This is a genomic window from Cryobacterium psychrotolerans (genome assembly GCF_900101115.1).
Lineage (GTDB): Bacteria > Actinomycetota > Actinomycetes > Actinomycetales > Microbacteriaceae > Cryobacterium > Cryobacterium psychrotolerans.
Genome location: NZ_FNFU01000003.1, coordinates 162,250 through 181,802 on the forward strand (window position 1 = coordinate 162,250; position 19,553 = coordinate 181,802).

At 68.0% G+C, this 19,553-nt stretch carries 19 protein-coding genes; 10 read left to right on the top strand and 9 right to left on the bottom strand.

The annotated features are described in order from the left end of the window. Positions 1-8: 8 nt before the first annotated feature. Entirely contained in the window at positions 9-719 is a 711-nt protein-coding gene (locus BLQ39_RS04115; RefSeq protein ID WP_092321962.1) for a beta-ketoacyl-ACP reductase, read from the bottom strand. Between the two features lie 133 nt (positions 720-852). On the opposite strand from BLQ39_RS04115, the gene BLQ39_RS04120 reads away from it, so the two are divergent. The 3 genes from BLQ39_RS04120 to BLQ39_RS04130 are packed head-to-tail and all read left to right on the top strand — an operon-like array spanning position 853 to position 2,263. Further along, entirely contained in the window at positions 853-1,134 is a 282-nt protein-coding gene (locus BLQ39_RS04120) for a DUF3099 domain-containing protein (RefSeq protein ID WP_092322122.1), read from the top strand. Next, the gene (locus BLQ39_RS04125; protein ID WP_241982805.1) at positions 1,131-1,415 is read left to right on the top strand and encodes a hypothetical protein; all 285 of its coding nucleotides are present in this window, start codon (positions 1,131-1,133) and stop codon (positions 1,413-1,415) included. Before BLQ39_RS04120 ends, BLQ39_RS04125 begins: the two co-directional genes overlap by 4 nt. Continuing rightward, positions 1,412-2,263: an SURF1 family cytochrome oxidase biogenesis protein gene (locus tag BLQ39_RS04130; protein WP_092321963.1), complete on the top strand. Its 852-nt coding sequence runs from the start codon at positions 1,412-1,414 to the stop codon at positions 2,261-2,263. The genes BLQ39_RS04125 and BLQ39_RS04130 overlap by 4 nt, the downstream gene beginning before the upstream one ends. Before the next feature lie 52 nt (positions 2,264-2,315). Here BLQ39_RS04130 and BLQ39_RS04135 read toward each other — a convergent pair whose 3' ends face one another. The 7 genes from BLQ39_RS04135 to sufB all read right to left on the bottom strand — a co-directional run bounded on the left by BLQ39_RS04135 (position 2,316) and on the right by sufB (position 8,887). Continuing rightward, positions 2,316-3,914: an ABC-F family ATP-binding cassette domain-containing protein gene (locus BLQ39_RS04135; protein WP_092321965.1), complete on the bottom strand. Its 1,599-nt coding sequence runs from the start codon at positions 3,912-3,914 to the stop codon at positions 2,316-2,318. 96 nt (positions 3,915-4,010) lie between these two features. Continuing rightward, positions 4,011-4,640, bottom strand: a complete 630-nt coding sequence (locus BLQ39_RS04140) for a TetR/AcrR family transcriptional regulator (protein WP_092321966.1) — start codon at positions 4,638-4,640, stop codon at positions 4,011-4,013. Between the two features lie 142 nt (positions 4,641-4,782). Beyond that, on the bottom strand, positions 4,783-5,112 hold the full coding sequence (locus tag BLQ39_RS04145) for a metal-sulfur cluster assembly factor (protein WP_092321968.1): 330 nt from the start codon (positions 5,110-5,112) through the stop codon (positions 4,783-4,785). A gap of 4 nt (positions 5,113-5,116) precedes the next feature. After that, complete coding sequence (gene sufC, locus BLQ39_RS04150) at positions 5,117-5,881, bottom strand: Fe-S cluster assembly ATPase SufC (protein WP_092321969.1); 765 nt, start codon at positions 5,879-5,881, stop codon at positions 5,117-5,119. Positions 5,882-5,927: 46 nt separating this feature from the next. After that, on the bottom strand, positions 5,928-6,254 hold the full coding sequence (locus tag BLQ39_RS04155) for a non-heme iron oxygenase ferredoxin subunit (RefSeq protein WP_092321971.1): 327 nt from the start codon (positions 6,252-6,254) through the stop codon (positions 5,928-5,930). A 2-nt stretch (positions 6,255-6,256) separates the two neighbouring features. Then, positions 6,257-7,426 (bottom strand): Fe-S cluster assembly protein SufD, encoded by a 1,170-nt coding sequence (sufD, locus tag BLQ39_RS04160; protein ID WP_092321972.1) that lies wholly within the window; start codon positions 7,424-7,426, stop codon positions 6,257-6,259. A gap of 42 nt (positions 7,427-7,468) precedes the next feature. Next, positions 7,469-8,887: a Fe-S cluster assembly protein SufB gene (sufB, locus tag BLQ39_RS04165; protein WP_092321974.1), complete on the bottom strand. Its 1,419-nt coding sequence runs from the start codon at positions 8,885-8,887 to the stop codon at positions 7,469-7,471. A 264-nt stretch (positions 8,888-9,151) separates the two neighbouring features. Between sufB and BLQ39_RS04170 the strand changes: the two genes are divergently transcribed. Then, positions 9,152-10,102: a COX15/CtaA family protein gene (locus tag BLQ39_RS04170; RefSeq protein WP_092321975.1), complete on the top strand. Its 951-nt coding sequence runs from the start codon at positions 9,152-9,154 to the stop codon at positions 10,100-10,102. A 39-nt stretch (positions 10,103-10,141) separates the two neighbouring features. On the opposite strand, the gene BLQ39_RS04175 is transcribed toward BLQ39_RS04170, so the two are convergent. Beyond that, a complete protein-coding gene (locus BLQ39_RS04175; RefSeq protein ID WP_092321977.1) occupies positions 10,142-11,062 on the bottom strand; it encodes a heme o synthase in 921 nt (306 codons plus the stop codon). 291 nt (positions 11,063-11,353) lie between these two features. Between BLQ39_RS04175 and tkt the strand changes: the two genes are divergently transcribed. The 6 genes from tkt to pgl are packed head-to-tail and all read left to right on the top strand — an operon-like array spanning position 11,354 to position 19,510. After that, the gene (gene tkt, locus BLQ39_RS04180; RefSeq protein WP_092321978.1) at positions 11,354-13,447 is read left to right on the top strand and encodes a transketolase; all 2,094 of its coding nucleotides are present in this window, start codon (positions 11,354-11,356) and stop codon (positions 13,445-13,447) included. Between the two features lie 40 nt (positions 13,448-13,487). Then, positions 13,488-14,609 carry a transaldolase gene (gene tal / locus BLQ39_RS04185; RefSeq protein ID WP_092321980.1) on the top strand — a complete coding sequence of 374 codons (1,122 nt, stop codon included), beginning with the start codon at positions 13,488-13,490 and terminating at the stop codon, positions 14,607-14,609. Continuing rightward, positions 14,606-16,213 carry a phosphoglucose isomerase-related protein gene (locus BLQ39_RS04190; protein ID WP_092321981.1) on the top strand — a complete coding sequence of 536 codons (1,608 nt, stop codon included), beginning with the start codon at positions 14,606-14,608 and terminating at the stop codon, positions 16,211-16,213. Before tal ends, BLQ39_RS04190 begins: the two co-directional genes overlap by 4 nt. A 23-nt stretch (positions 16,214-16,236) precedes the next feature. Further along, positions 16,237-17,778, top strand: a complete 1,542-nt coding sequence (gene zwf / locus BLQ39_RS04195) for a glucose-6-phosphate dehydrogenase (protein ID WP_092321983.1) — start codon at positions 16,237-16,239, stop codon at positions 17,776-17,778. After that, positions 17,775-18,743 (top strand): glucose-6-phosphate dehydrogenase assembly protein OpcA, encoded by a 969-nt coding sequence (locus BLQ39_RS04200; protein WP_092322123.1) that lies wholly within the window; start codon positions 17,775-17,777, stop codon positions 18,741-18,743. The genes zwf and BLQ39_RS04200 overlap by 4 nt, the downstream gene beginning before the upstream one ends. Next, entirely contained in the window at positions 18,740-19,510 is a 771-nt protein-coding gene (gene pgl / locus BLQ39_RS04205) for a 6-phosphogluconolactonase (RefSeq protein ID WP_092321984.1), read from the top strand. The genes BLQ39_RS04200 and pgl overlap by 4 nt, the downstream gene beginning before the upstream one ends. Positions 19,511-19,553 lie beyond the last annotated feature (43 nt).

Consider the following 19,553-nt stretch of genomic DNA (forward strand, 5'->3'; position numbering starts at 1 on the left):
GCGGTGGGTCAGTGGCCCATTCCGAGGCCGCCGTCGACGGGGATGACCGCTCCGGAGATGTAGGAGGAGTCGTCGCCGGCGAGCCAGGTGACGACGCGAGCCACCTCGGTCGGGGTCGCGAACCGGCCGGCGGGGATGTTGCGCTTGTATTCGGCCTGCTGCGCCTCGGGAAGTTCGGCGGTCATGTCCGTCTCGATGAACCCGGGGGCGACGACGTTGGCGGTGATGCCGCGGGCGCCCAGCTCACGGGTCACCGACCGGGCCAGGCCGATCAGCCCGCTCTTGGACGCCGCGTAGTTGACCTGCCCGGCCGACCCGTAGAGGCCGACGACGCTGGAAATGAGCACGATCCGGCCGAAGCGGGCCTTGAGCATGCCCTTCGAGGCGCGCTTGACCACGCGGAAGGCGCCGCTGAGGTTGGTGTCGATGACCGAGGTGAAGTCGTCATCGGACATGCGCATGAGGAGCGTGTCCCTGGTGATGCCGGCGTTGGCGACGACAACTTCCACCGGGCCGAGCGCGGCTTCGATTTCGCGGAAGGCGGTGTCGATCGACGCGGAGTCGGTCACGTCGGCGCGCACGGTGAGGCTGCCGTCGGGTCCCGTGCCCGAGCGGGCGGTCACGGCCACGCGGTGGCCCTGAGCGACGAATTCCTCGGCGATGGCGAAACCGATCCCGCGGTTTCCTCCGGTGACCAGTACAGTTCGAGCCGTCGTCATGCGGTGATCCAATCTCCTGCCGGGCGAATGAAGAGGCGACCGGGGGGTTTCAGCTTAGAGCGTCAGCGCCTTCGCCCAACGAGACGTAGGCTGGAAAGGGCAGAACGTCCTCTGGCCGGAAGCGATGACATCCATGAAACAGCAGTCGATCACCTCACTGCCCCTCTCCCCTGAGGAAGAGCGGCGAAGCCGCATGGTCAAGTACTCGATCACCATGGGCATCCGGATCGTCTGCATCGTCCTGATGTTCTTCGTGCAGGGCTGGTGGCTGCTGGTCTGCGCCGTCGGCGCGATCGTGCTGCCGTACATCGCCGTTGTCATTGCCAACGTCCACGCCGATCCGCGGGGCTCACAGGTGCTGCGCCCGGGCGGAGTCGAGGTCTTCACACGCGACCGCCCCGAGGACGGCAAATGATCGGGTTCGGCACGCCCCCTGAACAGACCAGCTGTTCCCGGGCCGGATGCCGGACCGGGGCGACCTGGCGCCTGGACTGGCGCAACCCCCGCATCCACGCCGCCGGCCGGGTCAAGACCTGGCTCGCCTGCGACGAGCACGTCGACTACCTGCGCGAGTTCCTGGCCGCGCGTGACTTTCCGCTCACGGTCGAGCCGTTGACCGCCGACCCGTTGGCTGCCGACCCGTTGACTGTCGAAGCGCCGGCCGTCGCCCGGCAGCCGGAGGCGGGTGCGGAGTGAGCGGCTGGTCCTTCCTGCTCAGCCGGCGCTGGGCGGGCTATCTCGCCCTGACGATCGTTTTTGCTCTCGTGTCGAGCGGGCTGGGTGTCTGGCAGTTCGCACGCCGGGCCGAGGCGCTCACCGAGATCTCCAAGATCGATGCGAACTACGATGCCTCGCCCGTGCCCCTGGCCGATGCGTTGCCGGACCTCGACTCGTTCGCGGAGACGCAGAAATGGCTCCCGGTGACCGTCACGGGCACCTATCTCGTCGAAGACCAGCTGCTCGTGCGCAACCGTCCACTGAACATCAACCCGGGATTCGAGGTGCTCACGCCGCTCCGGCAGGACGATGGGACCGTCTTCGTCGTCAACCGCGGCTGGCTGCCGACCGGGCAGAACCAGGATGCCCCCGACGCCGTGCCCGAGCCTCCCGTCGGCCAGGTCACGGTCGTCGCCCGGCTCAAGGCCGGCGAGCCGACCCTGACCGGGCGCACGGCCAGCGGCGACCAGATCGCCACGATCAACCTCGACGACGTCGCGGAGCGGCTGGACGCGCCCACGTACACTGGCGCCTACGGGCTGCTGGACACCGAGGACCCACCCGCCGCCGAGCGCCCGACCGCGGTGGTGCGCCCGATCCGGGACGAGGGTCCGCACCTGTCCTACGCCCTGCAGTGGTTCGTCTTCGCCCTGCTCGGATTCCTCGGTCTGGGCTGGGCCGCCCGCCAGGAGTTCCGCACGGTCAACATCGACGACCCGGCCGAGCGGGAACGCGCGAAGACACGCGCCCGTCGCGAGGCAGCGAAGCCGCGCGGCGACGGGGAGATCGAGGATGCCCTCCTCGACGGCACGCACTCACCGCTCTGACCTGGGCTGAACCCGCCTGACCGCCCATCCGAGGGTGATCAGGCGAGCGGGATCAGGCGAGGGTGATCAGGTCCAGGTAGTCCTTGTTCCAGTGGTCCTCGACACCGTCGGGCATGATCAACACCCGCTCGGGGTTGAGAGACTCGACAGCGCCCTCGTCGTGGCTGACCAGGACCACAGCGCCGGCGTAGTTGGCCAGCGCGTCCAGGATCTCGGCGCGGCTGGCCGGGTCCAGGTTGTTCGTGGGCTCGTCGAGGAGCAGCACGTTGGCGCCGGAGACGACGATCATGGCCAGCGCGAGCCGGGTCTTCTCGCCGCCGGAGAGAACCCCGGCCGCCTTGTGCGAGTCGTCGCCGGTGAACAGGAAGGAGCCGAGCACCTTGCGGGCTTCCATCTCGGTGATGCTGGGCGAGGAGGAAACCATGTTCTCGAGCACGCTGCGCTTGATGTCGATGGTCTCGTGTTCCTGGGCGTAGTAGCCGATCCGCAGGCCGTGGCCGGGTTCGATCTGACCGGTGTCGGGCTTGTCGACGCCGGCGAGCATGCGCAGCAGGGTCGTCTTGCCGGCGCCGTTGAGGCCGAGGATGACGACCTTCGACCCGCGGTCGATGGCCAGGTCGACGGCGGCGAAGATCTCCAGGGAGCCGTAGCTCTTGGACAGGTTCGTCGCCATCAGCGGGGTGCGACCGCACGGCGCGGGCTCCGGAAAGCGCAGCTTGGCGACCCGGTCGACGGCGCGCACGGCATCGAGGCCGGAGAGCAGCTTCTCGGCGCGGGCCACCATCTGGTGGGCGGATGCCGCCTTGCTGGCCTTGGCCCCGAATTTGGCGGCCTGCATTTGCAGCGTCGACGCCTTCTTCTCGGCGTTGGCGCGTTCCTTCTTGCGGCGCTCGGCGTCGGCCTCGCGCTGACGCTGGTAATTCTTCCAGTTCATGTTGTAGATGTCGATCGCCATGCGGTTGGCGTCAAGGTAGAAGACCCGGTTGACCGTGTCGCCGACGAGTTCGATGTCGTGGCTGATGATGATGCATCCGCCGCGGTAGTTCTTCACGAACTCGCGCAGCCAGACGACGGAATCGGCGTCGAGGTGGTTGGTGGGCTCGTCGAGGATCATCGTCTCGGCCGCGGAGAAGAGGATGCGCGCGAGCTCGATCCGGCGGCGCTGGCCTCCGGAGAGCGTCTTGAGTTGCTGGTCGAGGATGCGGTCGGGCAGGTTCAGGTTGCTGGCGATCGACGCGGCCTCTGCCTCGGCGGCGTAGCCGCCGAGGGCGTTGAACTGGTCGGTCAGGGTGCCGTAGGTGCGCATGGCCGCGGCGCTGACCTTCTCGTCATCGCTGGCCATGTCGAGGCTCGACTGGAGCATGCCGAGGGAGATGGTGCCGAGCCCGCGGGCGTCGAGGATGCGGGTGCGGGCGAGCATCTCCGGGTCGCCGGAGCGCGGGTCCTGCGGGAGGTAGCCGATCTCGCCGGAGCGTTCGATCTGCCCCTTCGTGGGCAGGGTCTCCCCCGCCAGGGTCTTGGTCAGCGTGGTCTTGCCGGCACCGTTTCGACCGACGAGGCCGATCTTGTCTCCGTTGGAAACGCGGAAGCTGACGTCCTCCATGAGCACGCGCGCCCCCACACGGATCTCGAGATCTTGCACGTTGAGCACAGCAATAGTCCGTTCAGAGGGGGGTAAAAAGTCGCCGGCCCAGTCGGGCCAACTATCCAGTATATTTGCTTGCCGCGTCCGCCTCGTACCCGACAGCTACGACAGGGTGGCTTTGAGGGTCTTTCCGAGCCATTCCCGGTAGGCCGAGGCCGACCAGCCGAGGTCGGTCACGAAGGACTCGTACACCTGCGGGTGGCCGAGGGCCCAGATCGCCGCGGCGGCCTCGTGGTCGCTCAGCCCGGCCCGTAGCCCGCGCCGGGCCCGGAGGGCCGACGCGGCCTCACCGTAATGGTGCAGCCGGCCGGCGGCGCGCCGGAGTTCGAGTTTCGCGACCTCCGGATCAACGGCGGTGGCCTGGCCGATCACGCGGAAGACGCCCGACGTTCGCGCATGCAACTCGGTGAACCAGTCCGCGAGAATCCGGATGATCTCCGGTGCGCTCACGGCGGCGGCCACCCGCCGGCGCATCACATCGGGGAGAAGGGCAGGGGCGTCCGGTCCGGCGGCGGCGAGATCGAGCACCGCGGAGAGCACCTCGGCCTTGTTGCCGATCGAGTTGTAGATCGTCTGGACCGCGACGCCGGCCTCGTCGGCGATCGCGCCGATCGAGGTGGCGACATAGCCGCGCTCGAGCATCAATCGGTGCGCGGCCAGGGTGATCGCCGCTCGAGTGGCCGTGGCCTGCACGGATCGGCGGATTTGCGCGGGAGTCGACGGTGCTGGCATGACACTTAGAGTACCGTTCTACTAGGTGTAAACCCATTCCACTCGGCGCCTCAGCCGCGACGGTGGCCGATCCAGGACGCAGAACGGCCCCGATGCGCGAACGCATCGGGGCCGTGAGGAACGGCGGGCGGGTGACGCCGGGCTAGACCGAGAAGCCGAGGGCGCGCATCATGTCGCGACCGTCGTCGGTGATCTTTTCGGGACCCCACGGCGGCATCCAGACCCAGTTGATCCGGAACTGGTCGACGACGCCGTCCAGGGCCTCGGCGGTCTGTTCCTCGAGCACGTCGGTCAGCGGGCAGCCGGCCGAGGTCAGGGTCATGTGGATGATGAGTGCGTCGTTCTCGTCATCCCAGCCGAGGTCGTAGATCAGCCCGAGGTCGACGACATTGATGCCGAGCTCCGGGTCCATGACGTCTTTGAGCGCCTCTTCGATTTCATCGAAGCGCGCAGGACTCAATGTGGAAGACATGCCCCTAGTTTACGTTCGTGTCGACGAGATAGCGATCGTAGCCCTCGTCTTCGAGGCGGTCGGCCAGCTCGGGACCGCCCTGCTCGGCGATGCGGCCGTTCACGAACACATGCACGAAGTCCGGCTTGATGTAGCGCAGGATCCGCGTGTAGTGGGTGATCAGCAGGATGCCCAGGCCGGTGTTCTCCTTGGCCCGGTTCACGCCCTCCGACACGATCTTGAGCGCGTCGACGTCGAGTCCGGAGTCGGTCTCGTCGAGCACGGCGAACTTGGGCCTCAGCAGTTCGAGCTGCAGGATTTCGTTGCGCTTCTTCTCGCCGCCCGAGAAGCCCTCGTTGACGTTGCGCTCGGCGAAGCTCTTGTCCATCCGCAGCCGGCTCATCGACTCGCGGACATCCTTGATCCAGGTGCGGATGGGCGGCGCCGTCCCGTCGATCGCCGTCTTGGCGGTGCGGAGGAAGTTCGTGACCGACACCCCGGGGATCTCGACGGGATACTGCATCGCGAGGAAGAGGCCGGCGCGGGCGCGGGCGTCGACGGTCATGGCGAGGACGTCTTCGCCGTCGAGCTGGATCGTGCCGCTCTCCACGTGATACTTCGGGTGGCCGGCGATCGTGTAGGCCAGGGTGGACTTGCCCGAGCCGTTGGGGCCCATGATCGCGTGGATCTCGCCCTCGTTGATGGTCAGGTTGACGCCCCGCAGGATCTGCGTGGTGCCCTGGTCGGTCTCGACGCTGACGTGCAGGTCTTTTATCTCAAGTACAGACATGAATTCTCTTTCGTTTTCCGGCGTTGCCGCCGGCAAGTCGGGGTGGCTAGACGGCCAGGATGACGGCGGGGTCGATGAAGACGAAACCGTCAACGAGTTCGACCTTGTAGACGGGAACCGGGTCGTAGGCCGGGAGGGTGAGCGCCTTGCCTGTCTTCAGGGAAAACAGGGAGCCGTGCGCCCAGCACTCGATGGATTCTCCCTCGACGAAACCTTCCGAGAGGGAAATGTCGCCGTGGGTGCAGGTGTCGCCGATCGCGAACACCGAGCCGGCAGAGTCGCGAACGACGGCGATGGGGATGCCGTCGATGTCGACCTTGACGGCCTGGTTCGGTTCGAGGTCGTCGAAGGCGCAGATCTGGGTGGACGCCATGGTCAGTTCCCCTCCGAGACGGCCAGCTCGGCCTCGATGGCCGCGTGCAGCCGATCCTCGAGCGGTTTGGATCCGAGCTTCTGCACGATTTCGCTGAGGAAGCCGCGCACCACGAGCCGGCGGGCTTCGTCCTCGGTGATGCCGCGCGACTGCAGGTAGAACAACTGCTCGTCGTCGAAGCGTCCGGTGGCGCTGGCGTGACCGGCACCCAGGATGTCGCCGGTTTCGATCTCGAGGTTCGGCACGGAGTCGGCACGAGTACCCTCGCTCAGCACGAGGTTGCGGTTCTGCTCGTAGCTGTCGGTTCCGCTGGCGCCCGGGCCGATGAGCACGTCGCCGATCCACACGGTGCGCGCGGCCTTGCCCTGCAGTGCGCCCTTGTAGGTCACCCGGCTCCGGGTGTGCGGCGCGATGTGGTCGACGTAGACCTGCTGCTCGAGGTGCTGGCCGGCGTCGGCGAAGTACAGGCCCAGGAGCTCGGTGTCCGAGCCGGATCCGGCCAGGTGCACGGCCGGGTTGACCCGCACGATGCTTCCGCCGAGCGAGACCACGATGTGCTTGAGGCGCGCGTCGCGTCCGATGGTCGCGAAGTGGCTGGCCAGCTGGACCGCGTCGGCGTTCCACTCCTGCACGGTGATGACGGTGAGGTTCGCCGAGTCGCCGAGGATGATCTCGACGTTCTCGGTGATCCGGGCGTCGCCGCTGTTTTGCAGGATGACGGTGGCGTGGCTGAACGGCCTGGCCTCGATGATCGTGTGGGCCGCCCGCGGAGCGGAGCCGAGGTTCTCACGGGTGAGCGTGAGAACCTTCTCGTCCTCACCGGTGACGGTGATCGCGAGGGCGCGCTCGAAGCTCGTCCAGGCGTTGGCCGAGGCACGTTCCTCCGGCAAGCCGGCGGTGCCGATCCGGGGGTCGCCGCGATCGACCCAGTCGACGGTCACGCCGGGCGCATCCGTGACGGAGTAGTCGTAGACCGACCCGTCGAGCTCGCCGGCGGTGAGGTCAGTGAACCTGGCAACGGGCGAGAACTTCCAGACCGCCTCGCGGCCGGTGACGGCTGCGAAGTCGGCGACGTTCACACTCTTGAACCGCGCGGAGCGGGTCTGCACCGGCACATAGCCGAACCGGCCGTCCGAGTGTTCCTTGATTCCGTGCTGTTCGGCTGTGGGCATTGCGGGTGAAACGGGATTCAGTTTTGCAGAGGCGACGGACATCTAACCGACGGATCCTTCCATGCCCATTTCAATGAGCTTGTTGAGTTCAAGGGCGTACTCCATCGGGAGTTCCCTGGCGATGGGTTCGATGAAACCGCGCACGATCATGGCCATGGCCTCGTCTTCGGGCATGCCGCGGCTCATCAGGTAGAACAACTGCTCTTCGCTGACCTTGGAGACGGTGGCCTCGTGCCCGAGCTGCACGTCGTCGACGCGGATGTCGATGGCCGGGTAGGTGTCGGAGCGGGACTTCGTGTCGACCAGGAGCGCGTCGCAGCGCACCGTGTTGGCCGAGTGGTGCGCGCGCACGTCGACCTTCACCTCGCCGCGGTAGGCCGAGCGGCCACCGCCGCGGGCGACCGACTTGGACACGATGGAGGACTGCGTGTACGGCGCCATGTGGATCATCTTGGCGCCGGCATCCTGATGCTGGCCGGGGCCGGCGAAGGCGACGGACAGGGTCTCGCCCTTGGCGTGCTCCCCCATCAGGTAGATCGACGGGTACTTCATGGTGACCTTGGAGCCGATGTTGCCGTCGATCCACTCCATGGTGGCGCCGGCGGCCGCTGTGGCACGCTTGGTGACCAGGTTGTAGACGTTGTTCGACCAGTTCTGGATCGTCGTGTAGCGGACGCGGGCGTCCTTCTTCACGATGATCTCCACCACGGCGGAGTGCAGCGAGTCCGAGGTATAGATGGGCGCGGTGCACCCCTCGATGTAGTGCACGTAGCTGCCCTCGTCGGCGATGATCAGCGTGCGCTCGAACTGGCCCATGTTCTCCGTGTTGATCCGGAAGTAGGCCTGCAGCGGGATCTCGACGTGGACACCGGGCGGAACGTAGACGAACGACCCGCCGGACCAGGCCGCGGTGTTCAGCGCGGCGAACTTGTTGTCGCCGGAGGGAATGACCGTGCCGAAGTACTCCTCGAAGATCTCCGGGTGCTCCTTGAGCGCGGTGTCGGTGTCCATGAAGATGACGCCCTGGGCGGCGAGGTCCTCGTTGATCTGGTGGTAGACCACTTCCGACTCGTACTGGGCGGCGACACCCGAGACGAGGCGTGAGCGCTCGGCCTCCGGGATGCCCAACTTCTCGTAGGTGTTCTTGATGTCGTCGGGCAGGTCTTCCCAGGTCTGGGCCTGCCTCTCCGTGGACCGCACGAAGTACTTGATGTTGTCGAAGTCGATCCCCGAGAGGTCCGCGCCCCAGGTGGGCATGGGCTTGCGTTCGAAGAGCTCCAGCGCCTTGAGGCGCCGCTTCAGCATCCACTCGGGTTCGCTCTTGATGTTCGAGATGTCGGTGACGACTTCAGGCGAAATGCCGCGCCGGGCGGATGCGCCCGCGGCGTCGGAGTCAGCCCATCCGAACTCGTAAGTGCCGATCCCCTCGAGGTCGGGTCGGTCTAGCAGAACGTCAGACATTTTTACCTCTTCTCCCATTCACAACAACCCGGATATCAGTCCGGTCATTCCCGGACACGCCTCCAGAGGAGGCCCTGTCGGGGAATGGGTTGTGTGGACGGCTACGTTGCGTACCTAAGATATTCAAGACCCTCGCCACGCTGCTTTGCCGCTTTACGGGCAACACGAGTGAATCCATGAAACCCTGATTCTACAGCGTTCGGGTGGCATTTCCAGTGACTACCGGCGTTTACACATGAGCCGACAAACCGAAAGCTGACCCACGTGAGCCGAATTTCCGCCTGGCTGCCCACCCGCGTTGACGGGCGCATCCGCTTCTTCGCGTGGCTGAGCCTCGTCACCGAGATCGTGATCGTCGGAACGGGCGGCGCGGTGCGGCTGACCGCATCGGGGCTGGGCTGTCCGACCTGGCCGACCTGCACCGCCCAATCCCTCGTACCGACGCCGGAGATGGGCGTCCACGGCGTGATCGAGTTCGCGAACCGCCTGATGACGGGCGTCGTGGGCCTCGTCGCGATCGCCACCTTCGTGCTGCTGTGGCGCATCCGCCGGGAGCGGCGCGATCTGTTCGTGCTCGCCCTCGTGCTGGCCCTCGGGGTGCTCGTCCAGGCCCTCCTCGGCGGAGTCACCGTGCTCACCGGCCTGAACCCGTTCATCGTCGGCCTGCACTTCATCGTGTCGTTGTTGATGGTGTGTGTCGCGACGGTGCTGGTCTACCGCACGACGACGACGCCCGGACCGCGTCGGCGCGTCGTGCCGACCTGGTTCGCGCGGCTGGCCCACGCCACCAGCGCGGTGGTGGCGATCACGATCGTGGTGGGCGTGGTCACCACCGCATCCGGGCCGCACTCCGGGGACTCCGACGCGGTCCGGTCCGGATTCGACGCCGAGCTGTTCGAGCACCTCCATGCCTGGCCGGCCTACGTCACGCTGCTGCTGACGGTGACGCTGCTCGCGGCGGCGGTCATCCGGGGTCTGCCGGTCGCCGGCTGGGCCGTTGGGCTGCTCGGGATCGAGGCGATGCAGATCATCATCGGGCTGGTCCAGGCCCGGACCGGCCTGCCCCCGGTGCTCGTCGGCAGCCACATGGTGCTGGCCTGCGTCCTCGCCGCGGTGATGACGGCGCTGATCCTGCACCTGAGGGCCCCTGTCGCCGAGACGGATGCCTCCCCGGCGTCGGCCACGGCATCCGCTGCCGGCACCGCGCGCAGCTAACGGTTCCCGCTGGCCCGCGCGCGGCCGGAGCGACGGCGGCTAGAAGGGCAGCAGCGGGTCGACGCCGACGGCGACGAAGAGCAGCGTGAGGTACGCGATCGAGCCGTGGAAGACGCGCATCGGAGAGACGTGCTCGTGCCGGATCGCCAGGTTGTAGAGGCGGTGGGTCTCGTAGATGAACCAGCCGCCGGTCACCAGCGCGACGAAGGCGTAGAGCAGGCCCATGTCCGCGACGGGGATGAGCAGCAGAGAGCAGGCGACCGTCGCCCAGGCGTAGAGGATGACCTGCAGGCCGACCTGGGCGCGCCCGCGCACCACGGCGAGCATGGGCACGCCGGCGGCCTGGTAGTCGGCGCGGTACTTCATCGACAGCGGCCAATAGTGCGGCGGGGTCCAGAGGAAGATCACCGCGAACAGGATGAACGGCGGCCACGACAGGTCGCCGGTCACGGCGGCCCAGCCGATCAGCACGGGCATGCAGCCGGCCACGCCGCCCCAGATGATGTTCTGGGCCGTGCGGCGCTTGAGGATGATCGTGTAGAACACGACATAGAGCAGGATGGCCGCCAGCGAGAGCACCGCAGCCAGCCAGTTGGTGAACGCCCAGAGCCAGACGATGGAGGCCGCGCCCAGCACCCAGGCGAGGATGAGCGCCTCACGGTCGCTGACCTCCCCGGTCACCAGCGGCCGATCCTTCGTGCGCTTCATCAGCCGGTCGATGTCACGGTCGAGGTAGCAGTTGAACACGCCGGCCGAACCGGCGCTCAGCGCGCCACCGATCAGCGTCGCGAGCACCAGCCACAGGCTGGGGATGCCGCCGGCCGCCAGGATCATGGTGGGCGCGGTGACGACGAGCAGGAGCTCGATGATCCGAGGCTTGGTCAGGGCGACATATGCCTTCAGGGTGCGGCGGATGGTGCGCGGTCCGCTCTCGCGGCGGGTTTCTACGGCGACGTCCATTGCTCCTCTTACGGTTCTGCTGGCTCGGTCAATTCTAGGCCATGCCGGACGGCCGGGCGGGAGCGTCCGCGCCCCGCCCGGCGGCCGGGGCTGCCGTCATCCCACGACACACGGGAATGCCGCATCCCTATACTGAACATGCCCGCCAGTCACGGCGATTGTCCGCGTGGATCGGCCCCGCCGAACCACACGCGCACGCGTGAGGCCGATGAAGTCCACGGGCGCGCCAACCTCAGCAGGAGCGGGTCCGTGACGACCTGCCCTCGTCGCTTCCAGAAGGGTCCTTTCAAAGTGGCAGCATTGCAGTGGAATTCCATCGACAACACGGCCATCGACACGGCCCGTCTGCTTGCCGCGGACGCCGTGGAGAAGGTCGGCAACGGGCATCCGGGCACCGCCATGAGCCTGGCCCCGGCAGCATACCTCCTGTTCCAGAAGGTCATGCGGCGCGACCCGGCCGACAACGCCTGGCTCGGCCGCGACCGCTTCGTGCTCTCCGCCGGCCACAGCTCGCTCACCCAGTACGTCCAGCTCTACCTGGGCGGTTACGGCCTCGAGCTCGATGACCTCAAGGCGCTCCGCACCTGGGGCTCGAAGACTCCCGGCCACCCGGAATACGGCCACACCGACGGCGTCGAGATCACGACCGGCCCGCTCGGGCAGGGCCTGGCCTCCGCCGTGGGCTTCGCCTACTCCGCGCGGTTCGAGCGCGGCCTGTTCGATCCGGATGCCGCGGACGGCACGAGCCCGTTCGACCACTTCGTGTATGTCATCGCCGGCGACGGCGACCTGCAGGAGGGCGTCACCGCCGAGGCATCCTCGCTCGCCGGCCACCAGCAGCTCGGCAACCTGATCACCATCTACGACAGCAACCAGATCTCGATCGAAGACGACACGAACATCGCGTTCACGGAAGACGTCGCGGCGCGCTACGCCGCCTACAACTGGCACGTGCAGACCGTCGACTGGAAGAAGACCGGTTCGTACGTCGAGGACGTCGCCGAGCTCCACTCCGCGATCGAGGCGGCCCAGGGCGTGACCGACCAGCCGTCGCTGATCATCCTGAAGACGATCATCGGCTGGCCCAGCCCGAAGAAGCAGAACACCGGCAAGATTCACGGATCCGCGCTGGGCGCCGAGGAACTCGCCGGTGTCAAGACGGTGCTGGGATTCAACCCGGACAAGAACTTCGAGGTCGCGGACGACGTGATCGAGCACACCCGCAAGGCCCTCGTCCGCGGTGCGGACCAGCACGCCGAGTGGAACACGCGCTTCGACGCCTGGTCGGCGGCGAACCCCGAACGGAAGCAGCTGCTGGACCGCCTGCTCACCGGCGAACTGCCCGACGGGCTCGACGAGGCGCTCCCGGTCTTCCCGGCCGGCACCGAGGTCTCCACCCGGGCCGCATCCGGCAAGGTGCTCGGCGCCCTCGGCTCGGTCATCCCCGAGCTCTGGGGCGGCTCCGCCGACCTCGCCGAATCGAACAACACCACGATCGAGGGCGCCGCGTCGTTCGTTCCGAGCGAGCACAGCACCGGCGCGTGGACCGGCAACAAGTACGGCCGCGTGCTGCACTTCGGCATTCGCGAGCACGCGATGGCCGCCATCCTGAACGGCATCGTGTTGCACGGCAACACTCGCCCGTTCGGCGGGACCTTCCTGATCTTCAGCGACTACATGCGCCCGGCGATCCGCCTCGCGGCGCTGATGAAGGCGCCGTCGATCTTCGTCTGGACGCACGACTCCGTCGCTCTCGGTGAAGACGGCCCCACCCACCAGCCGATTGAGCAGCTCGCGACGCTCCGCGCCATTCCGGGCCTCGACGTCGTGCGTCCGGGCGACGCCAACGAGGTGAGCTGGGCCTGGAAGACGATCCTCGAACGTCGAGGCGGTCCGGCCGGCATCGTGCTGACCCGCCAGAACATCCCCGTGTTCGAGCGCGGCGACGGCGACGCATCCGGAGACACCTTCGCGTCGGCCGCGAACGTGGCCCGGGGCGCCTACGTCCTGGCCGAGGCCCCCGGCGGCACCCCCGACGTGATCCTGATCGGGACCGGCTCGGAGGTGCAGCTGGCCGTCAACGCCCGCGAGGCGCTCAAGGCCGACGGCATCAACGCCCGGGTCGTGTCGGCGCCCAGCCTCGAATGGTTCGAGGAGCAGACCGCCGAATACCGCGAGTCGGTGCTGCCGAAGTCCGTGACCGCGCGGGTATCGGTTGAGGCCGGAATCGCGCTGACCTGGGGCAGGTACGTCGGCGACCGCGGCCGCAGCGTCTCCATCGAGCACTTCGGTGCCTCGGCGGACTACAAGACCCTGTTCCGCGAATTCGGCATCACCACGGATGCCGTGGTCGCCGCCGCCAGGGAATCCCTCGCAGCGCTCTGAGCGCGCCCCGAAACCTACATCTGAATCACAGGAGAAAAACATGACTGAGACAACTCCCCTCGCCCAGCTTTCCGCTGCCGGCGTCAGCATCTGGCTGGACGACCTGTCCCGCGAGCGCATCACCTCCGGCGGACTGAAGAATCTGATCGCCGAGAAGAACGTCGTCGGCGTCACGACGAACCCGACGATCTTCGCCGGCGCCCTGAGCAAGGGCGAGGCGTACACCGAGCAGGTTGCGCTCCTCGCCGCGGCCGGCACCGGCGTTCACGACGCCGTCTTCGAGATCACCACCGACGACGTCGCCGCGGCCAGCGACCTGTTCCGCCCGGTCTACGACCGCACGAACGGTCTCGACGGCCGGGTCTCGATCGAGGTCGAGCCGACCCTCGCCCACGACGCGGCCGGAACCATCGCCGCGGCCCGCCAACTCTGGGCAAAGGTCGACCGGCCCAACGCCCTGATCAAGATCCCGGCGACCATCGAAGGCCTCGAGGCGATCACGGAGACCATCGCGGCCGGCATCAGCGTCAACGTCACGCTCATCTTCAGCCTCGAACGCCACCGCCAGGTCATCAACGCCTACCTGACCGGGCTGGAAAAGGCCCGGGCCGCCGGAATCGACATCTCCACCATCCACTCGGTCGCGTCGTTCTTCGTGTCGCGCGTGGACACCGAAATCGACAAGCGCTTGGAAGCCGTCGGCACGGCCGAGGCGCTCGCCCTCAAGAGCAAGGCCGGCGTCGCCAACGCGCGCCTGGCCTACCAGGTCTACGAGCAGGCCTTCGACAGCGAGCGGGCCAGGGTGCTCATCGGAGCCGGGGCGAACAAGCAGCGCCCGTTGTGGGCCTCGACCGGCGTCAAGGACCCGAGCCTGCCCGACACCCTCTACGTGACCGAGCTGGTCGCGCCCGAGGTCGTCAACACCATGCCGGAGAAGACCCTCGACGCGACGTTCGACCACGGCGTCATCGCCGGGGACACGATCACCGGCAACTACGACGACGCCAACGCCGTGCTCGACGCGCTGGCCGCCCAGGGCATCTCCTACGACGACGTCACCCGGGTGCTCGAGGCCGAGGGCGTCTCCAAGTTCATCGTGTCCTGGAACGAGTTGCTGGACACGGTCACGGCCGCGCTCGAGGCCGCCCGGGCCCGCCGGTGAGCTTCCGAATTTCGGTGAGCGGCGGCGCGGCCGAGGCCGTCCGCACCGCGGTGCCCATCCTCGTCGACGACCTGGTCGCGTCGAGCATCACGGCCCTCGACCCTGCGCTCTGGGGCCCGGAGGCCGAGGATGAGGCGTCGAAGCGTCTCGGCTGGACCGAGTCGGTCGCGGTCTCGCGTCCGCTCGTCGCCGAGATCCTGGCGCTGCGCGACACGCTTCGCGCCGACGGCGTCACCCGGATCGCCCTCGCGGGCATGGGCGGCTCGTCGCTGGCGCCCGAGGTCATCACCCGCACCGCCGGGGTGGCCCTCACCGTGCTGGACTCGACCGATCCCGGCCAGGTTCTTGCCGCACTGCACGACGACCTCGAAGCCACGGCCCTCGTGGTCTCGTCCAAGTCGGGTTCCACCGTCGAAACCGACAGCCAGCGCCGGGTGTTCGAGCGCGCGTTCCGCGCGGCCGGCATCGACCCGGCCGAGCGGATCATCGTCGTGACCGATCCCGGCTCGCCGCTGGAGGCATCCGCCCGCGCCGCCGGCTACCGCGTTTTCACCGCCGACCCGACCGTCGGCGGACGCTACTCGGCCCTCACGGCGTTCGGCCTGGTGCCGTCCGGCCTGGCCGGGGTCGACATCGGTCAGCTCCTGGACGAAGCCGACGCGATCAGCCTCGCGCTGGCCGTGGACTCCCCCGAGAACCCGGGCCTCGTGCTCGGTGCGGCCATCGCCGCGACCAGCCCGCTGCGGGACAAGCTCGCCCTCCTGGCCGACGGGACCCACATCGTGGGCCTGCCCGACTGGATCGAGCAGCTCGTCGCGGAATCGACCGGCAAGAAGGGCACCGGGCTCCTGCCCGTCGTGCTCGAACCGGGCGCGCCCGAGCTGTCCGCGAACCTGCCCGACCTGCAGCTGGTGCGCCTCGTCGACGACGCCGGCCTCGAGGTCTTCGGTGCCGACGACGGCGGCGGCGAGATCCGGGTGAGCGGAACGCTGGGCGCCCAGTTCCTGGTCTGGGAATACGCCACGGTGGTCGCCGGACGGCTGCTGGGCATCAACCCGTTCGACCAGCCGGACGTGGAGTCCGCCAAGATCGCCAGCCGCGGGCTGCTGGACGCCAGGCCCGAGCCCGAGCCGGCCGCCTTCATCTCCGACGGCATCGAGGTGCGCGGCACGCCGCACGTCATCGGCGCCGCCAGCGACCTGGCCTCGGCCGTCGACGCCCTGCTCGAGGAACTCGGACCGGACGGCTATGTCGCCGTGCAGGCGTACGTCAACCGCCTGGACCTCCCGGAACTGGCCGAGGTCCGCGACCTGCTCGCCCGGCTGTCCAAGCGGCCGGTCACCTTCGGCTGGGGTCCGCGATTCCTGCACTCCACGGGCCAGTTCCACAAGGGCGGGCCGGCCACCGGTGTGTTCCTCCAGATCCTGGCCGTCCCGGCCGAGGACCTCGACATTCCGGAACGGCCGTTCACGTTCGGTGAACTCATCCAGGCCCAGGCCAGCGGTGACGCGAGCGTGCTTGCCGAACATGGTCGCCCGGTCCTCACCCTCACCCTCACCCAGCCTGCTGCGAACATCTCAACCCTGTTCGCCGCCCTGCGCTGACGCCTGTCCCTCAAAGGAGCTGCATGTCCCCGGTGGAGATCACCCCGGAGTTCAATCCGCTGCGATCAGCGTCCGACTACCGCCTGAACCGGATCGCGGGGCCCAGCAGCCTCGTCATCTTCGGCGTGACGGGCGACTTGTCGCGGAAGAAACTCATGCCCGCCGTCTACGACCTGGCGAATCGGGGGCTGCTGCCGCCGGGCTTCGCGCTCGTCGGTTTCGCCCGGCGCGACTGGGACAACGAGGATTTCATGCAGGTCGTGCACGACGCCGTGAAGCAGTATGCGCGCACCGAGTTCCACGAGGATGTCTGGGCGCAGCTGGCCGAGGGCATCCGTTTCGTGCCGGGTACGTTTGACGACGACGCGGCGTTCGAACAGCTCAAGGAGACCATCCAGGAACTCGATGAGAAGCGCGGCACGATGGGCAACCATGCGTTCTACCTCTCGATCCCGCCGAAGGCGTTCCCGCAGGTCACGGAGCAGCTGCGTCGCTCTGGTCTCGCGGAGCAGAAGGAGGGCCAGTGGCGCCGCGTCGTCATTGAGAAGCCCTTCGGCAGCGACCTGAAGACGGCTCGGGAGCTCAACGACGTCGTCGAGTCGGTCTTCCCGGCCGATTCGGTCTTCCGGATCGACCACTACCTGGGCAAGGAAACGGTGCAGAACATTCTGGCCCTTCGCTTCGCCAACCAGCTGTACGAACCGATCTGGAACGCCAACTACGTCGACCACGTGCAGATCACCATGGCCGAAGACATCGGAGTGGGCGGCCGCGCCGGCTACTACGACGGCATCGGCGCCGCCCGCGACGTGATCCAGAACCACCTGCTGCAGCTCCTCGCCCTGACGGCGATGGAGGAGCCGATCTCCTTTGCGGCGGAAGACCTCCGCACCGAGAAGGAGAAGGTGCTGGCCTCCGTCCGTTTGCCCGACGACCTCGCCACCGGCACCGCCCGCGGGCAGTACTCGGGGGGTTGGCAGGGCGGCGAGAAGGTCCTCGGCTTCCTCGACGAAGACGGGATGAACCCGGAGTCCCTCACCGAAACCTACGCCGCGCTCAGGCTCACCATCGAAACCCGGCGCTGGTCGGGAGTCCCGTTTTATCTCCGCGCCGGGAAGCGGCTGGGCCGACGGGTCACCGAGATCGCCGTCGTGTTCAAACGCGCCCCGCAGTCCCTGTTCGAGGAGGGCCACACGGCGACGCTCGGCCAGAACGCGCTCGTCATCCGGGTGCAGCCCGACGAGGGGGTCACCATCCGTTTCGGCTCGAAGGTTCCCGGCGTCGGAATGCAGGTGCGCGACGTCACGATGGACTTCGGCTACGGACACGCCTTCACCGAGGCGAGCCCGGAGGCCTACGAGCGTCTCATCCTCGACGTGCTCCTCGGCGACCCGCCGTTGTTCCCCCGCCACGAGGAGGTCGAGCTGTCCTGGAAGATCCTCGACCCGATCGAAGAGTTCTGGGCCGAACAGGGCCAGCCGGAGCAGTACCGGCCGGGAACGTGGGGTCCCGATTCCGCCGACGAATTGCTGTCTCGCGACGGCCGGAAGTGGAGGCGACCGTGATCGTCGACCTGCCTGACACCACGACGTCCAAGATCTCCAAGGCGCTGGTGCGCATCCGGGAAGAGGGCGGCGCCGTGGCTCTCGGCCGCGTGCTGACGCTCATCATCGCGTCGACGCTCGGCCACGAAGAGGAGGCCATCGAGGCGGCCAATGACGCCTCACGGGAGCACCCCATGCGCGTCATCGTGGTCTCCACCCGGGAATCCGACGGCACGCACAGCGCCGTCGCGGCCCGGGTCGACGCCGAGATCCGCGTCGGCGGGGACGCCGGGGCGAGCGAGGTCATCGTGCTCCGCGCCTACGGCGATGCCGCCAGCGACCCGGAGAGCCTCGTGATGGGTCTGCTCCTGCCGGACGCGCCCGTCGTCGCCTGGTGGCCGGGAGAGGCCCCCGACGTGCCCGCGGAGTCCCCCCTCGGGCGGATCGCGTACCGCCGGGTGACGGATGCGTCGGCGCAGGCCGACCCGCAGGCCGCCCTGCACCGTCTCTGCACCAGCTACCGACCCGGCGACACCGACTTCGCCTGGACCCGGCTCACCCTCTGGCGGGCCCAGCTCGCCGCCGTGCTCGACCAGCCGCCGTACGAGGCGATCACGGCGGTCCAGGTCGAGGGCGCGGCCGATTCACCCTCGACGGCGCTGCTGGCCGCCTGGCTGCAGATGCAGCTGCAGGTGCCGGTCGAATACGAGCTCACCTCGGGCCCGCTGGCCCACGGAATCCGCGGGGTTCACCTCACCCGGGCATCCGGCGTCATCTCGCTCGAACGGGACATTCCGGAAATCGCGACCCTGACCCAGCCCGGCCGCCCGCAGCAGGATCTCACCCTCAAACGCCGCAGCCTGCGCGACTGCCTCTCCGATGAGCTGCGACGCCTCGACCCGGATGAGTTATATGGTGAAGTGATCACGCGCGGCCTGCCGCAACTCGACGACGTGGTCGCAGAACAGACCGGAGCACACTTGTGACGAATGAACGGCGCGTATTAGTCCACCTCAACAAGGAGTCGTTGTCGGCTTCGGTGGCGGCGCGGTTCATCACGAAGACCGTCGACATCCTTGACGACCAGGATGCTGCGAATGTCGTGCTGACCGGCGGTTCGGTCGGCATCGCCGTGCTGGCGGCCATCAACTCGTCGCCGGCCAGGGACACGATCGACTGGGGCCGGGTCTCGTTCTGGTGGGGCGACGAACGCTGGGTGCCCAAGGGCCACCCCAACCGCAACGAGCTGCAGGCGCGGGAAGCCCTGCTGGATCACATCTCGGTGCCGGAGCAGAACGTGCACCCGTTCCCCGCCTCGGACGAGGGCGACGACCTCGAGGCCGCCGCCGCTCGCTACGCGGCCGAGCTGGCCCTCGCCGCCCCATCCGGGGCCGCGCTGCCCCGCTTCGACATCACCTTCCTCGGCGTCGGGCCCGACGGCCACGTCGCCTCGCTCTTCCCGCACCAGTCCGGCATCCGGGAATCGCAGGCCAGCGTCATCCCGATCCTGAACGCGCCCAAGCCGCCGGCCGAGCGTTTGAGCCTCACCCGCCCCGCCCTGAACTCGTCGGAACGGGTCTGGCTGGTCCTGGCCGGCTCGGACAAGGCCTCCGCCCTCGGGCTGGCGCTGGCCGGGGCGAGCCGCGACGAGGTACCGGTCGCGGGCATCAAGGGACGCAAGCGCACGGTCTTCTTCGTGGACAGTGAGGCCGCGGCCGAGGTGCCAGAGAACCTCATCGCCCCCATCTACTAAAAACACCGCGAACCCGCAGTTGTGCGTGTTATGAGGGCCTCAT